The sequence below is a fragment of the Cyclonatronum proteinivorum genome, from assembly GCF_003353065.1.
Lineage (GTDB): Bacteria > Bacteroidota > Rhodothermia > Balneolales > Cyclonatronaceae > Cyclonatronum > Cyclonatronum proteinivorum.
The window spans coordinates 2372257-2387285 of record NZ_CP027806.1 but is presented as its reverse complement, the minus strand read 5'-3'; the positions used below and the strand labels follow the sequence as shown (position 1 = coordinate 2387285).

General features: G+C 47.6%; 15 protein-coding genes. 11 read left to right on the top strand and 4 right to left on the bottom strand.

All coding sequences use genetic code 11. The features are described from left to right. Nucleotides 1-9: 9 nt before the first annotated feature. The gene (locus CYPRO_RS09280; RefSeq protein WP_114984352.1) at nucleotides 10-384 is read right to left on the bottom strand and encodes an NADH-quinone oxidoreductase subunit A; all 375 of its coding nucleotides are present in this window, start codon (nucleotides 382-384) and stop codon (nucleotides 10-12) included. A gap of 292 nt (nucleotides 385-676) precedes the next feature. On the opposite strand from CYPRO_RS09280, the gene CYPRO_RS09275 reads away from it, so the two are divergent. The 5 genes from CYPRO_RS09275 (at nucleotide 677) to CYPRO_RS09255 (ending at nucleotide 5862) form a co-directional block, all read left to right on the top strand. After that, on the top strand, nucleotides 677-1279 hold the full coding sequence (locus CYPRO_RS09275; RefSeq protein WP_114984351.1) for a bifunctional nuclease family protein: 603 nt from the start codon (nucleotides 677-679) through the stop codon (nucleotides 1277-1279). Between the two features lie 2 nt (nucleotides 1280-1281). Continuing rightward, nucleotides 1282-2937, top strand: a complete 1656-nt coding sequence (gene bshC / locus CYPRO_RS09270) for a bacillithiol biosynthesis cysteine-adding enzyme BshC (RefSeq protein WP_164682663.1) — start codon at nucleotides 1282-1284, stop codon at nucleotides 2935-2937. Nucleotides 2938-3014: 77 nt separating this feature from the next. Next, on the top strand, nucleotides 3015-3707 hold the full coding sequence (locus CYPRO_RS09265) for an inorganic pyrophosphatase (RefSeq protein ID WP_114984349.1): 693 nt from the start codon (nucleotides 3015-3017) through the stop codon (nucleotides 3705-3707). Between the two features lie 34 nt (nucleotides 3708-3741). Continuing rightward, entirely contained in the window at nucleotides 3742-4539 is a 798-nt protein-coding gene (locus CYPRO_RS09260) for an SDR family NAD(P)-dependent oxidoreductase (RefSeq protein ID WP_114984348.1), read from the top strand. 39 nt (nucleotides 4540-4578) lie between these two features. Continuing rightward, nucleotides 4579-5862 carry an aminotransferase class I/II-fold pyridoxal phosphate-dependent enzyme gene (locus CYPRO_RS09255; protein WP_114984347.1) on the top strand — a complete coding sequence of 428 codons (1284 nt, stop codon included), beginning with the start codon at nucleotides 4579-4581 and terminating at the stop codon, nucleotides 5860-5862. Between the two features lie 34 nt (nucleotides 5863-5896). Here the strand turns inward: CYPRO_RS09255 and CYPRO_RS09250 are convergent, their stop codons facing one another. Continuing rightward, the gene (locus tag CYPRO_RS09250; protein ID WP_114984346.1) at nucleotides 5897-6304 is read right to left on the bottom strand and encodes a DUF971 domain-containing protein; all 408 of its coding nucleotides are present in this window, start codon (nucleotides 6302-6304) and stop codon (nucleotides 5897-5899) included. A gap of 154 nt (nucleotides 6305-6458) precedes the next feature. Here CYPRO_RS09250 and trpB point away from each other — a divergent pair, with 154 nt between their 5' ends. The 6 genes from trpB (at nucleotide 6459) to CYPRO_RS09220 (ending at nucleotide 12874) form a co-directional block, all read left to right on the top strand. After that, nucleotides 6459-7697 carry a tryptophan synthase subunit beta gene (gene trpB, locus CYPRO_RS09245; protein ID WP_114985754.1) on the top strand — a complete coding sequence of 413 codons (1239 nt, stop codon included), beginning with the start codon at nucleotides 6459-6461 and terminating at the stop codon, nucleotides 7695-7697. Continuing rightward, nucleotides 7697-8542, top strand: a complete 846-nt coding sequence (trpA, locus tag CYPRO_RS09240; protein ID WP_240644721.1) for a tryptophan synthase subunit alpha — start codon at nucleotides 7697-7699, stop codon at nucleotides 8540-8542. The genes trpB and trpA overlap by 1 nt, the downstream gene beginning before the upstream one ends. 72 nt (nucleotides 8543-8614) lie before the next feature. Continuing rightward, complete coding sequence (locus CYPRO_RS09235; protein WP_114984345.1) at nucleotides 8615-9697, top strand: DUF4837 family protein; 1083 nt, start codon at nucleotides 8615-8617, stop codon at nucleotides 9695-9697. A gap of 92 nt (nucleotides 9698-9789) precedes the next feature. Next, a complete protein-coding gene (locus CYPRO_RS09230; RefSeq protein WP_114984344.1) occupies nucleotides 9790-10167 on the top strand; it encodes a DUF3127 domain-containing protein in 378 nt (125 codons plus the stop codon). Nucleotides 10168-10371: 204 nt separating this feature from the next. Then, nucleotides 10372-11199: an undecaprenyl-diphosphate phosphatase gene (locus tag CYPRO_RS09225; protein ID WP_114984343.1), complete on the top strand. Its 828-nt coding sequence runs from the start codon at nucleotides 10372-10374 to the stop codon at nucleotides 11197-11199. Nucleotides 11200-11392: 193 nt separating this feature from the next. Further along, nucleotides 11393-12874: a sodium/proline symporter gene (locus tag CYPRO_RS09220; protein WP_114984342.1), complete on the top strand. Its 1482-nt coding sequence runs from the start codon at nucleotides 11393-11395 to the stop codon at nucleotides 12872-12874. A 6-nt stretch (nucleotides 12875-12880) separates the two neighbouring features. Here CYPRO_RS09220 and CYPRO_RS09215 read toward each other — a convergent pair whose 3' ends face one another. After that, nucleotides 12881-13981 carry a lysylphosphatidylglycerol synthase transmembrane domain-containing protein gene (locus CYPRO_RS09215; RefSeq protein ID WP_240644720.1) on the bottom strand — a complete coding sequence of 367 codons (1101 nt, stop codon included), beginning with the start codon at nucleotides 13979-13981 and terminating at the stop codon, nucleotides 12881-12883. A gap of 32 nt (nucleotides 13982-14013) precedes the next feature. Then, nucleotides 14014-14961 carry an NAD(P)H-dependent flavin oxidoreductase gene (locus CYPRO_RS09210; protein ID WP_114984341.1) on the bottom strand — a complete coding sequence of 316 codons (948 nt, stop codon included), beginning with the start codon at nucleotides 14959-14961 and terminating at the stop codon, nucleotides 14014-14016. Between the last annotated feature and the right edge of the window lie 68 nt (nucleotides 14962-15029).

Below are 15029 nucleotides of genomic sequence, written 5' to 3'. Positions count from 1 at the left end.
ATTAAATTATTAATTGGTAGATTTGCTGATTTCGAAGTTTTTGGACTCTTTTTTGAGCGTATAAATTAAACCTAATGTGAGTATTGTAATAAATACCATCACCGCAAAGAAAGTTCCGAAACCAAGCTCCTGATAGCGTACAGCCCAGGGGTAGATAAAGATAATTTCGAGATCGAATACGATAAACTCCATTGCTACCATGTAGAAGCTGATCGAGTATCGTTCTTTTGCGTCACCTACAGGATCCATTCCGCTTTCGTAAGGCCTGAGCTTAGTAGCGGAAGGTCGGTAAGGTCCGATGATTCTTGAGAGAATTGCTAAAACAATAGCCAGAAATAATGAAATTCCAAGCAGTATAAAGATCGGCAAATATGCTTCGAGCATGTTGATTGGGTTAGAAATCACATTGAATTCAGTACTAAATCCTACAATTTTGAAATTTACACCGCATTATCGCAAATATCAATCATTAAATACGCTCCCGCACTTTTATTTTAAGTGCTGTCGGGCCGTGAATTTCAAACCACAGTTGCATATTCCGCAGGATGTAAGCTGTTTTATCAGAATGATGAAGCGTATCTTCCTGTTTTAGTCGCTATATAAATTTAGTAAATTTGGCGCGGCAGATAAGCTTTCCGGCCAAGACCTTAGACCATTTTCTTAAAACAGTTTTTTTGTGGATAAAATACAGATGGACATACTTGGGCTGTCAACAAGCCCAAGCAGCGGTGGCGCATATGCCCTGATCCTTTCGGAAAAGGACGGCAGCAGGAGACTTCCCATTATAATAGGTACTTTCGAAGCACAAGCCATAGCGCTTGAACTTGAACATATCAAGCCCCCAAGACCCATGACGCACGATTTGCTTCGGGATATCATTCAAAATTTTGATTCGTTCGTCAAAAGTATTGTCATCAGCGATTTGAAAGACGGCACTTTCTTCGCTAAGGTTATATGCGATTCAAATGGCAGCGATGTTGAGCTTGATGCCAGACCAAGCGATGCCATAGCCCTTGGAATCCGTTTCAAAGCTCCTATTTTTGCCTCGGTTGAGGTATTAAATGAGGCTGGCATAGATTCGGATGATGAGTTGAAAGCAACATCACGCGCAGACGCAACCGGATCACCGGGGACCAGCGCTAAAAAGTCGGGGGGTGCCGAAAAATCCTTTTCTGATCAGCTGAAACAACTTGAATCGAAACTGGAAACAGCTATCAAAAATGAAGATTACGAGCAAGCGGCTAAGCTAAGAGATCAGATAGCAAAAATTAAGGGGTAATATTGGAGTTTGAGGCTGTAAGCTACCGGGAGCTTGGCGCTTCAGCCCTCCTGACGGATTATGTTGAAGGTCAGAAAGCACTGCAAAGCTTCTACGACCCGGAAAACCCTTTTGACTATTCTTCTTTTCAATCATTTACGGCCAAACGGTTCGGTAAGGTAAGCCGGGAAAATCTGGTTCAGTTCCTCCTTGAATATAATCAGGGTTTTACGGCAGGTAAGTCTACCATTGAATCCATTCAATCGCTTCAAAGCCCAAACAGCTATACTATTGTAACGGGACAACAAGCATGCTTCCTGGGCGGCCCGGCTTACAGTTTCTATAAAACACTCACGGTAATTGCGCTTAGCCGTTACCTGAAAGAAAAGGCCGATCTGAATATTGTCCCTGTTTTCTGGATTGCAGATGAAGATCATGATCACGATGAAATCAACCATATATATCTACCGGATTTCAAGGCAAACCAATCAAACCGCAAGTTTTCTTTCCGAAGCCTTGGTGATCTCCCTTTTGCAGCTGGTGATATAAAAGTCAATGAAGAAGCTGAACGCTTACTTTCTGAAATCGGGGAAGCAAGCAACAAGGGCTCAGCTTATGCGGAATCTCTTGAAAAATTGCATGACAGCTGGCAAAGCGGAAAACCCTGGGTGAAAGCTTTTGGAGCGCAGATGATGCAGGTTTTCGGGAGATTTGGTCTCGTGCTTGCCGGTAGCAATCATCCTAAAGTAAAACAGTTGTGCAGACCGGTTTTTGAAAAGGTATTGACGAATCCGGTGGTATTGCGTGATGAGCTGGAACTTACATCAGCCAAACTTGCTCAAAACTGGAAAGCGCAGGTCGCGGTCACAGACAGCCTTCTATTCTATCATGATCCCGCAATGGGACGCATCAAAATCCCGTTTTCGGCAACAGGGTGGAAGTTGCCCGGGAGACATGAATCAGAGTTGTTTACCGAAGAAACAGTACAAAACCTGCCCGATTCCTTCTTCGCAAGGTTGTCTCCCAATGCATTGCTAAGACCCGTAGTGCAGCAATACCTGTTACCCAATATAGCTTATGCCGGGGGTGCCGCTGAGCTTGCATACCATGGGCAGCTCAAGACTTTCTTTAGATGTTTTGGACTTGATTTACCTGTTTTGTTGCCGCGATTCAGCACAACTGTAGTTGAGCAAAACATCTGTAAAACGATGGCTGGCATGCCGTTTCCTCTCTTATCCTATAAAAAACGTGAAGAAGAATTGCTTAAGTCAGTCGTGTTAATGTCACTATCTAAGGATGGGCTTGCGTCTCCGGTGAGGGCATTGGAAAAATGGAAAGCGGAACATGAAAAACTTTACAGACAATTTTTTGAAGGCTACGCGGAACCGGACAGCAGTCTGGAGACCTCATTAAACAGCAGCCTGAAAAGGGCAGAAAATGCTGCCGAACAGTTTATCGCCAAGGTAATGCGGGAGAAAAAGAAAAAAGAAAAAGTTGCGCAGAAACGAATTCTTAAAGTCAAAGAAGCACTGTTTCCGTCAGGTGTGTTGCAGGAGCGAACCGTTGGCTGGGCGTATTACTACAGTATGTATGGCGATACATTGCTTGACGACTTTTTGAATCACCTGAGCGAGGATACCCTGCAAAAAATCAGGTTCCATCACATATCTTATATCTGAATTGCTTACTTTGGCTGTTCACAATTATTACTTTTACTGAGCAACAGCAATTATTCATCTAACATACAAACCAAACTATGAGTATTCAGTCATCCGAAGAAATGTGGAAACTCCTTGGTCTCCTTCTTAAATCACATCCCTGGCATGGCGTAATGATTGGTGATAAGGCACCGGAAGTAGTTACTACTTTTATTGAGATTGTCCCCACGGATACAATTAAATATGAGGTGGATAAAGATACCGGATTTCTCAAAGTTGACCGTCCGCAGCGTTATTCCAACGTTTGCCCTGCGCTTTACGGCTTTGTACCACAAACATACTGTGGCGATTCCACCGCTGAATTTTGTAAAGAGAAAAGCGGCATAGATGTAGAAGGTGACAGCGACCCGCTCGATATCTGTATCTTATCAGAGAAACAAATTACGCACGGCAACATTTTGCTGCAGGCCATCCCTATCGGGGGTTTCAGAATGATTGACGGCAACGAAGCCGATGACAAAATCATCGCTGTAATGAAGGGCGATCTGGTTTATGGCAATTACCGCAGTATTAATGATATCCCGCCCATTGTTGTAGACCGGTTACGTCACTACTTCCTGACATACAAACAGATTCCTGGTGAGTCGGATAAAACAACTTGTGAAATAACACACACCTACGATCGTGATGAAGCTTTCGAAGTCATCAGAAGAAGTCAGACAGATTACCTGGATAAGTTTGGCGATCTGAAGGGCCTTCTAACCCAAATGATTCCTTTCCAGAACGATTAGTCCACTCATTTTTTTAATAAGTGCCGGTTAACTGATGTCAAATTCGCAAAAAACAGTACTTATAACAGGGGGATCGAGTGGCATTGGCGCGGAAACGGTAAGGTTGTTTTATGAAGATGGTTTTCGCGTCATTTTCACCTATCGCAGTGGCAAAAAAGCGGCTCTATCGCTCATGCAGAAGCTTTGCGGAAATGCGGAAGGCGATGAGCGCTTAACCGCTTACGCCTGGGACGCTGCCCAACGTGAGAGCCTTGAAGCGCTATGTGATAGCTTAGACGGCAAAATACCTGACATTCTCATTAACAATGCCGCTGTTGGCAGTGCAACGGTGAAAAAGCTGAGCGATGATCCCTACGAGCAGGACTACTACATGATGGTCGTGAATGCCGTTTCGCCGCTTTGGATGATCCGAAAATTCCTTCCTGAAATGAAAATCAAGGGCGGTAAAATTGTGAATATCAGTTCCGTTGGAGGCGGTATTACGCAATTTCCGAACTTTACGACGGCTGACGGTATGAGCAAAGCTGCCGTTGCATTCATGACGCGGCAGCTTGCGGCTGAACTCTCGCATCATCCGGTTGATGTTTTTGCCGTTTGCCCCGGTGCCGTTGAGACGCCCATGTTTGGCGCTTCAACCTTAGATCATCTCGACGAACAAAAGCGTGAAAAGCTTATCCGGCAGCTGCCGGCTGAGCGACTGATACAATCAGAAGAAGTAGCCCGCCTTATCCGGTATCTGTGCAGACCGGAAGCTGAAATCATGCGCGGTGCTGTTATTGACGCTTCTCTTGGCTTAGGGAGCAATCCCGGCTTACTATCAAACTTTAGCTGATTAGAAAACCCCAATTTTTTTTTCAAGGATTAGCGCAAAATGTATATCTCAAAGCGCGGTATGCGCATATTAGACGGTAATCAACCGCTTGTGGCCGCCCATTACCGCTGTGCTTCAGACCCCTGGCACCCGGAATCAAACCCGAAAGGCTACATCAATTTTGGTACCGCCGAAAATCACCTTGTATTTGATCTGTTGAAAAACAGACTGAATGCTTCACCCGATATCCGTGAGCATCACACGCACTACGCAGAACTTCACGGTATGTCTGACTTCAGAGAAGCACTTGCTTCTTATTTAACGGATTACACAGGGGTAAAGGCCAGCGCTGAACATATCGTCACCGCAACAGGCAGCTCTGCAATCCTGGATATGCTGATGTATGCGCTCTGTGAGGCCGGGGAGGGGATGATTTTACCTGCGCCCTATTACGCTGGTTTCGACCATGATCTTAAAACCAGGGTTCAGGTTGAGCCCGTACCCGCATACACGCGTCCCGAAGACGGCTACAAACTAACGCTTGAGGTGCTGCAGCAGGCGCTCCTGCATGCCGGCAAGCGCACGATAAAAGTGCGGGGAATAATCATCACAAACCCCAACAACCCGCTCGGCCAAACCTACGACCGGGAAACGCTTGAGATGATTGTTAAATTTGCAGCTGATCATAAGCTGCAAATTGTTGCGGATGAGCTCTACATGAACTCTGTTTTTGGTTCTCAGCCGTATGTCTCCCTTGCTGAAGTTGCTGCGGAAGCTGGGGCGGATATTCACCTTGTGTATGGCTTTGCAAAAGATTTTGCCCTTTCAGGATTTAAAGCGGGGTTGCTTCACTCAACCAATGAAAAAGTGCTGCAGGTCGTAAGAGAGCTCGCGTATTTTATGCCAGTATCGAATGCTACACAGCAAATCCTGATTAACTTGCTGCGCGACAAGGATTTCGTGAAGCATTTTACGGATGAGAATAAGCGGAGATTGAAAAGCGCATCAGATTTTACGCATGCTTTACTTGATAAAGCCGGCATACCCGCTGAGCCTACTGACGCAGGTTTTTTTGTTTGGATGAACCTGAGCAAATGGCTGGATTCCGAAACCTTTGAAATGGAGTTTCAGCTTTACAACTTCATCCTGGAACAGGCGAGAGTAAACGTCATGCCCGGACAATTTTTCCATAATGCTGAGCCCGGTTGGTTCAGGCTTTGCTATGCACGTAATGAGCAAATGCTTGAAACAGGCATCGAAAGAATCCGAACCGCACTGCACAGACTTGATGAAGCGCGCTTAACCATTGATCCTGATTCCCAATCGGTATCCGAATCCGAATAAGAGCAGGGTGAACGCCCGGACTGTCTGCAGACAGCTACTTTGACGGGGGAAGGATACCGGCTTCAACCGGACAGCCATCCCGTAAATACTGATAGCGGTAAATCCCGGTTGAATGACCATCGCTCCAAAACATGTGCAGGGCGTAGTTGCCCGATGGCTTAAGGTTGTTTAGTTTAAGGCGTTCCGGTGTATCAGCAATAAACTGAATAGGATCCATTGGTTTTCCCATTTCGCCATGTCCGCCCTGGCAAAATACACACGGACAGTTTTTGCGTAAGCCACCGAAGGGAAACCGGCTTTTGTGTCCGTCTTTCCAGATTATGTGGAGTTCTTTTTCTTTTGATAAAACAGTTATATCGGTAGGAATGTAGCGTGACATGAGTAAGCCTTTGCGACTGTTGAACTTAATTGAAAGGAGAGAGATTTCTTTAATTTTTCCCAAAAATAGTGAATTAAAAGCCTTTTTATGCCACTTTTATTACTTTGCATGCCACTGTAACCGCGACTTATTTTCGTCGGTTTCGCAGCGCAAAACGCATTAAAACACATTCAATCAGATCTGATATATTTTGCAAGAAAATCAAAGTACAGCTGAAATCAGCACCGCTCCTGAAACAGCAGCCAAATATAATTTTCCCGGCAAAAACGGATATTTCGGGAAGTTTGGCGGCAAATTTGTGCCCGAAATTTTAATCCCCGCGCTGGATGAACTGGAGCAGCATTATCAGCACGCATTACAGGATGAACAGTTCAAAAAAGAAAGACTGCATCATCTGCGTGAATACGTAGGAAGGCCGACCCCTTTTACGCTGTGTGAGCGTCTGACCCGGCATTACGGGACCGGTAAAATTTATTTCAAGCGTGAAGACCTTTGTCATACAGGAGCCCACAAAATCAACAATACCATAGGTCAGGTACTTCTTGCAATGAGAATGGGCAAAAAGCGCATCATTGCTGAAACAGGTGCGGGTCAGCACGGCGTTGCTACCGCGACGGTCTGCGCGAAGTTCGGACTGGAGTGCATTGTTTATATGGGCGCGGAAGACATGAAGCGTCAGAAGCTTAATGTTGACCGTATGCGCTTGCTGGGCGCTGATGTCAGAAGCGTTGAAAGCGGATCCAAAACTTTGAAAGACGCAACCAATGAAGCCATCCGGGATTGGGTCACCAATGTTGATTCTACCTTTTATATCATTGGTTCAGCTGTCGGACCGCACCCGTATCCGCAGATGGTACGTGATTTTCATGATGTAATTGGTTTGGAAACAGAAGCACAGTGCATCGAGGCTGAAGGCCGTGATCCGGACTATGTTTTAGCCTGTGTCGGAGGGGGATCCAATGCGATTGGTATTTTCTACCGCTTCATTGATAAAAAGCACGTCAGACTCATTGGTATTGAAGCTGCAGGGGAAGGAGCCGATACCAATAAAACAGCTGCAACATTCTCAAAGGGTAAGCCCGGTGTGCTGCACGGTTCGCTGAGTTATTTGCTACAGACCCATCAGGGACAGGTTGAACTTGCACACTCTATCAGTGCCGGTCTCGATTATCCCGGCGTTGGCCCTGAACACGCTCATTTGTATGATACAGGCCGGGTCTCCTATCATCCGGTAACCGATACGCAGGCTATGGACGCCGTTAAACGCTGTTCCATGCTTGAAGGCATCATTCCGGCGATTGAAACAGCACACGCCATCGCATGGCTGGAAGAGCTTATGCCAGGCTTAAGTAAAGACGATATTGTTGTTATCAACTGTTCCGGCAGAGGAGACAAAGACATGGGAACCATATCAGAATATTTCTACGGAAACAATCAGGAGGAGTCAAAGGCCTAATGGAATCAGTGAATAAAACCGATCAGCTTGTTGTATCCGAAGGCATGAAACGGGTTTTTGAAAACAGAAAGCCCGGCGAAAAAATCATGAATCTGTTCATTACGGCTGGCTTCCCGGATAAATCTGCAACCGTTGATCTCATCCTGGGTTATGAAAAAAACGGAGCTGATATTATTGAGCTCGGTATGCCCTTCAGCGATCCGCTGGCAGACGGACCAACCATTCAGTATTCGAGTGAGGTAGCCCTTGCAGGCGGTCTGATGATGGATGATATTTTTGACATGGTAAAACAAGTCCGTGAAAAATCTGAGATTCCCATTGTGCTTATGGGCTACCTTAACCCGCTCTTGTATTACGGCATTGAACCTTTTTTTGAGCGATGTGCAGAATCAGGTGTTGACGGGCTGATACTACCTGACGTTCCGGTTGAAGAAAGCAGCTTGCTGGCTGAAGAAAGTCGCAAATATCAGGTTCCCCTGATCTATTTGGTTGCCCCAAACAGCACAGATGAAAGAATGCGGCTGGTTGATTCGCGCTCCGGTGGCTTTGTGTATTGTGTTTCCGTAACGGGTGTGACCGGTGCACGCAGCCGCGGGGAAGTAGAGGAGTCCGTTAACCGCTTCATCGAGCGGGTGAATGCTAATATCACGCAGAACCCGGTGCTCGTGGGTTTTGGCATTAGTTCACATGAAGACGCTATGCAGATTTCACAGAAAACCGACGGTTTTGTCGTCGGATCTGCCCTGATTAATCATATTCGCGGACTTCAACATGAAGCAAACTGGATGGAGCACCATTTTGAGTTTGTGCGCAGCCTAAAATATGGCGAGGTGGAAACGGCCTAAAATACTACGCAGCACTGATTTGAGTTTTACAGCTGGTAAACTTAACTTTTGAATCTCATTAATTTAGGCCCAATGCTTCACAGACGCTCAATATTTTTTCTTCTTCCTGTACTCTTTCTCAGCTTAGCAGCCTGTCAGGGTGATTACCGCCCGGAAGCTGTTGGTGCTCCCAGTGAAGTCATCGTTCTCATGGATTCCACCCATGCTGACGGACCACTTGGAGACGCTATCCGAAATACTTTTGGTGCGCTGATTATGACCATGCCAAGAGAAGAGCCCCGGTTTGATCTCATTTTCCGGGACTTACGCACCAACGTTGATATGGATATTGTTCACCGGCATAAGAATGTGATCATTGCAGGACCCATAGATGACCAAACGAATGTCTCAACCTTTATCAGGTCATTGCTGGGTGAAAATGTCAGGGAAAGCATACGACAGAATCAGAGTTTTAATTACTTACTCAGAAATGTGTGGTCAAGAAATCAGGCGGTCAAGATTCTGAGTGGTCCCGATATTGAAACCCTTTCCAACAGAATTCTGCAAAATGAGCGCAGGCTCGTGACCGAGCTGCACGATATTGAGCTCGAGCGCTGGCACAGGTATGTGTACCGCCGTGCAGAACAAACTGATCTGTCACGAGATATTCTCGAAACCCATGGCTGGTCATTCCGGATTCAGCATGATTACCGGCTGGGTGTGGATACGCTCAACGTACTTACCCTGCGCAGATTCCTGCCCGATAATGACCGCTGGATCTGGGTCTGGTGGGAGGATGATTTCGATGATTTTGATTCAATAGACCGTGAATGGATTACAAACAAGCGGGAAGACATTAACCGGAAGTACATTCAGGGCGGATCAGAAGGCAAATTTGTCAGAACTGATTTTAACCGGCCCTACGAGCAGCGTTTTATGAGTATTGCCGGCATGGAAGCCTACGAATCCCGCGGCATCTGGCGCATGGAAAACGACCTGATGGGTGGTCCGTTCATCAATTACACCATGTTCGATCAGGAAAACAACCGCTTATTTATGATGGAGTTCGGACAATTCTCCCCGCGCTGGGATCAGCGTCGTTTTCTCTATCAGTTTGAGGCCATGGCCCGTACATTTGTATCCAATCCGGAAGCCATCGTGGAAAGAGATTCCTAAATACAGAACATAAACCTTAAAGCGCTGTTTCTGCCAAAAAGCGAAGCAGCGTTTTTTATTCATTACTCACCCCAATCAGATTTATTTAAAGTATGTCACTCGAATTAAATGGTACACTGATTCAGATTTTACCCGTTCAATCCGGACAGGGCAGAAACGGCCCCTGGCAAAAGCAGGATTTTGTGGTTGAAACCCCAGGACAGTATCCCAAGAAAGTATGCTTCACCATGTGGGGGGATAAAGCAAACGTACTGCAAAACTTTTCTCAGGGACAGCATCTAAATGTAGCTTTCGATGTTGAATCCCGCGAATACAACGGCCGCTGGTACACCGATTGCAAGGCATGGAAAGTTATGCCGGCTGACGGCGGCGGAGCCCCGGCTCCCGGACAATCCTACTCCGAAGATATCCCCCCGCTGGACGACAAGGATTTGCCTTCAATTGATGAAGACAGCGACCTTCCGTTCTAAAACATCTGTAATCAAGCTTTAAAGCCGCCTTTTGAAGTTTCAGAAGGCGGCTTTTCTGTATTAAAAACACCGTAAAAAACCTTATTATTAGCCGCTCTATGAAAGTACGCGATTCAAAATGAGACAGTCAGATACGAGACCTTTACTCTGCGCAAAGTGCTTTTAAGCGTACAATAATATTTTTAAACTAACTTCAAATTATACATGGATTTACTGGAAGCAATTATCCTGGCGCTTGTGCAGGGGGTAACCGAATTTCTTCCCATTTCAAGCTCAGGACATTTGCGTATTGCAGGTGCACTTCTGGGGCAGGAACTTGATACCGATCTTCTTTTTGATCTGATTGTTCACTTCGGAACCCTGTTTAGCGTTTTCATCTACTTTCGGCAGAAACTCACGGAGCTACTCTTTTCTGTTTTCAGAATTCTGAAAAGCCCTGTGAGTTGTTTCCGTAACTGGGACAATGATTATGACCTGCGCTTTAACACCTTCATTTTGGTAAGTATGATTCCCGCCGGAATTGCAGGCTTTACCATTCGGGATCAGGTGGAGACGGTTTTTGCGAATCCGGTTGGCATTTCTTCCATGTTTATGGTCACGGGTTTCATGCTTTATGCCACTAAATTTTATGGAGAGGGGACCAAAGGTCTTACCCTTAAAAATACGTTCATTGTTGGTTTGGCACAGGCTTTGGCGCTATTGCCGGGTATCAGCCGCTCGGGGGCAACCATTTCCATGGCGGTATATTTGGGCATCAAACGGGAAGACATCGCGAATTTCACGTTTATTATGATGATTCCTGTCCTTGCCGGAGCAACCCTTGTTGATTTACTCAAGCTTCAGACGACAGGTCTTGCCGATGATATGGTCCTGCCACTTATCGTAGGCTTTTTCGTTGCGCTCGTATCCGGATATTATGCGCTGAAGTATCTGATCATTCTGTTCAAATCAAAAGGTATCTTTTACTTTGCCTGGTATTGCTGGGCCATCGGTATTTTTGGTTTGATTTACTTTGGACTCTTAGGAAACTAAACTCCAAGACGCCTTTTTAAACCCCGCTGGTGAAAATACCATCGGGGTTTTTTATTTTCCGCATCAAGCCGCTCACCAATAAACCCTATCCTGATATGTCTGCGTACCATTTCTTCTTATTTGCACTACCGCTGATCATCATTGCGCTTGCAGGGTTCGGAGTCTGGTTTGAAAGCTTCAGGGAGCGTGTGAAATGACGGTTACAGCTGAACCCCTTGCTATTGTCTCCTTCATCGCCTATCTCATTCTTATCATCCTGATTGGCGTGTATGCTTCCCGCTTTTCTTCGCAGGGCATCAGCGAGTACTTTGTGGGAGGGAGGCGGATGAACCGTTTCGTGGTCGCACTTTCTGCCGTGGTCTCGGGAAGAAGTGCGTGGTTGTTGCTCGGCGTTACCGGCATGGCCTGGAGTGTTGGTGTTCAGGCGGTGTGGTCTGTGATGGGCTACATTATCGTGGAAATCTGGCTGTTTTTGTATTACGCCCGTCGTTTGCGGCGGTTTGCTGAAGTCCGGAATGTGATCACCATACCCGATTTTTTTGCTGAACGCTTTCCTGCCCACGAAAAGCTCATCCGGATTGTACTGGTGGCTATCATCCTGATTTTTATGACAGGTTATGTTTCGGCACAGTTTGTAGCAGGAGGGAAAACTTTTGTATCCGGTTTCGGCATCGATCCTTTTTGGGGAATTGCTATCACAGCCCTGATTGTACTAACCTACACGGTAGTGGGCGGTTTTCTGGCCGTTAGCCTTACGGATGTGCTGCAGGGCTTTCTCATGCTCTTTTCCCTTGTTTTGCTTCCCCTGTTGCTGATTGTGCACCTGGGCGGATGGGCATTTGTCGCGGGTCAGCTTGCGGCTTTTGATCCGCTCATGCTCGATCCTTACGCACTGGGTCTCGGCGCCGCCATTGGCGGACTCGCAATCGGTCTTGGTTCTCCGGGTAATCCGCACATCATATCGCGCTATCTTTCCATCGAAAATGAGGCGCAGCTTAAAACGGCCTGCATGGTAGGTACACTCTGGAATGTGCTCATGGCCTGGGGCGCACTGTTTACCGGTCTCGCAGGTCGTGTGCTCTTTCCTGAGCTTTCCATGCTGCCCGAAGGAGATACCGAGAACCTGTTCCCCCACATCGCCCAAACCCTGTTACATCCGGTGTTTTTTGGCGTCATCATGGCTTCTGTATTTGCGGCAATCATGTCATCGGCTGATTCCCAGCTTCTTGTTGCGGCATCAAGTCTGGTGCGCGATGTCACTGAAAAAATGCTCGGCAAGGGGCAGCACATCCCGCAGGAGCGGCTTGTGCGTCTGAGCCGAACGGTCGTTGTCGTGCTCGTCTTGGTGAGCCTGTTTTTCGCATGGGTTGCACAGGATCTGGTATTTTGGCTCGTCCTTTTTGCATGGGCTGGTCTCGGTGCTGCCATTGGCCCGACTTCCGTGCTTGCCCTTTACTGGAAGCGTACCACCGGAGCCGGCGTAGTGGCAGGCATGCTGAGCGGCGCCACGGTAACCATTGTCTGGCGGCTTACCGATTCGCTCAGGGCCATCTCCTATGAACTAATCCCGGGATTTATCGCGGGTCTCCTCATCACGGTTATCGTCAGCTTACTTACGCAGCCACCGGCTGACGCAGAACAGCAGTTTGATTTGCTTGAAGGAAAGTCAGAGTAAGGAACCTTATGTGCCCGCAGGCTTATCGTCCTGTTCGGTATTCCGATCTTCTTCTTTGTTCCGGCTGTCGCTAAAACTTTTGACGACGGCGTTGTTCAGGTACCAGCTCATCACCATAATGCCAATGCCGATGATGGAGTAAAACGTAATAAAGCGCCACATAAAAGTAGCAATTCCGATAAAGATTTCACGGTCAAACAGGGGACCAAGAAAAATCACAAACAGCGCTTCAACCCCGCCGCTACCGCCGGGGGTTGGCATGAACAGCGTTGCGAGCGACATGGCAAAGCTTCGGAAGAACAACAGCACTTCTTCAGCGGGCAGGAAACTCAGCACCACGATGGCCGGCAGGGCGGCACGCGCCATCCAGGCCAGGGCTGCGAGTCCGTAAGCTTTGGCCAAAAAACTAAACGGTTTCCGGCTTAGCACACCGGATGTTTTAACCAGATTGTCGAGCTCCTTATCAACGCTATCCGCATATTTTCGGAGGAATGGGAGCCTGAAAAGGGCTTGTACCATTTTCTTCAGATATAGCGGATTGATGAGCACACCGTACGCCAGCACGGCCCCGTATCCGAGCAGGCTGAGATAAACAAACCCCATAGCCGATTTGCCAATGACCCCAAAGGCCTGCGGAATGACTTCCATATAGATTCCGCCGATAATCAGGATGGGAATCACCATCAGATAAAAAATCTGATCCAGCAGAATGGTGTAAAACGTGATGGCGCTTGCCTGACCCAGCGGGATGTGTTCGCGCGTCATCGCGTAAATGCCGAGAGGGGCACCGCCAATGGTGGAAGGCGTAATTGCAGAAGCAAAATCCCAGGATAGCACAATCCGGAAAGCTCCGGCCCAGCTGATCTTTTTCTCTGCCAGATATCTGATTTTTGCGGCAGTAAACCAAATCTTAAGAAACATCACCACGCTCGCAATCACCAGACCCGGCATTCGCTTCAGCCGCACATGCTCGAAACCTTCCGGCGTATAGGTGAGATAGAGCACAATCCCCGTTGCCACAACGCTAAGCGAGATGGAGATAAACAGGTATTTATTGGAAATTAAATCCCGTGGTGAACCTGCGATATGCTTATTGGGGGATGACAATCTGATGAAATCGTGAAAAGGTAATGGCCCGGTCAGAGCTGAGGGGGAAGCCCGGCTACACTTTGCTGATACTCCTGAAGCAGACGGTCGAACAAATCGGCAGCGGAGGGGATATCCCGGATTAATCCTGAAATTTGCCCTATTTCGAGTTCCCCTTCAACAAGGTCACCTTCGAATATGCCGGCTTTGGCGCGTCGTTTTCCTAATATAGCACGAATTTCATCAGGAGGTGCACAGCGGTTTTCTGCGGCCTGTATTTTTTCGTAAAACGCGTTTTTGATGAGTCGAACCGGCACCACGTCTTTCATGCAGAGCACCGTTGCGCGGTCATCCGCTTCCACAATTTTCTCTTTAAAATTTTCGTGTGCTGAACTTTCCAGCGTTGCTGCAAAGCGGGAGCCGATCTGAACCGCTTCTGCCCCAAGTGCAAAAGCCGCTGCCACAGCACGTCCGTCCCCAATTCCCCCGGCAGCAATAACAGGTATCTGCAGCGCCTCCGCCGCCTGCGGAATCAGGCAGAGGGTTGTGATTTCATCTTTGCCGTTATGGCCGCCGGCTTCAAAACCTTCACAAACCACAGCGTCCACGCCGCGCTGTTCACACTTGCGCGCGAGACTCACATTGGGCACCACGTGAACCACTACAATGCCCCGCTCTTTCAGCCATCCGGTCCAGGTCGCGGGGTTACCCGCAGAGGTAAATACAATCGGCACTTGCTCCGCTTCAATCACGGCCATGTGCTGATCAATATCGGGGTAGAGCAGGGGTACGTTTACCGCGAAGGGTTTATCGGTTGCGGCCCTCAGGCGCTGAATGTGCTGCCTGAGCACTTCCGGATACATGGAACCCGCACCAATAATACCAAGTCCGCCTTTTTTGGAAACGGCAGCCGCAAGTTTCCAGCCGGAGCACCACACCATACCGGCCTGAATGATGGGATAGCGAATCCCAAAGAGTTTACAAATTCGGTTGCTGCGCATAGTAAACGGGGATTAGGGCTAAAAAAAACGGAACCGGATGGTGATCCGGTTCCGCCTGAATTGCTGAT

Coding starts and splice junctions, on each gene's coding strand:
- CYPRO_RS09280 (WP_114984352.1), bottom strand. CDS start 384: ATGCTCGAAGCATATTTGCCGATCTTTATACTGCTTGGAATTTCATTA.
- CYPRO_RS09265 (WP_114984349.1), top strand. CDS start 3,015: ATGAGTATTCAGTCATCCGAAGAAATGTGGAAACTCCTTGGTCTCCTT.
- CYPRO_RS09260 (WP_114984348.1), top strand. CDS start 3,742: ATGTCAAATTCGCAAAAAACAGTACTTATAACAGGGGGATCGAGTGGC.
- CYPRO_RS09255 (WP_114984347.1), top strand. CDS start 4,579: ATGTATATCTCAAAGCGCGGTATGCGCATATTAGACGGTAATCAACCG.
- trpA (WP_240644721.1), top strand. CDS start 7,697: ATGGAATCAGTGAATAAAACCGATCAGCTTGTTGTATCCGAAGGCATG.
- CYPRO_RS09235 (WP_114984345.1), top strand. CDS start 8,615: ATGCTTCACAGACGCTCAATATTTTTTCTTCTTCCTGTACTCTTTCTC.
- CYPRO_RS09230 (WP_114984344.1), top strand. CDS start 9,790: ATGTCACTCGAATTAAATGGTACACTGATTCAGATTTTACCCGTTCAA.
- CYPRO_RS09225 (WP_114984343.1), top strand. CDS start 10,372: ATGGATTTACTGGAAGCAATTATCCTGGCGCTTGTGCAGGGGGTAACC.
- CYPRO_RS09220 (WP_114984342.1), top strand. CDS start 11,393: ATGACGGTTACAGCTGAACCCCTTGCTATTGTCTCCTTCATCGCCTAT.
- CYPRO_RS09210 (WP_114984341.1), bottom strand. CDS start 14,961: ATGCGCAGCAACCGAATTTGTAAACTCTTTGGGATTCGCTATCCCATC.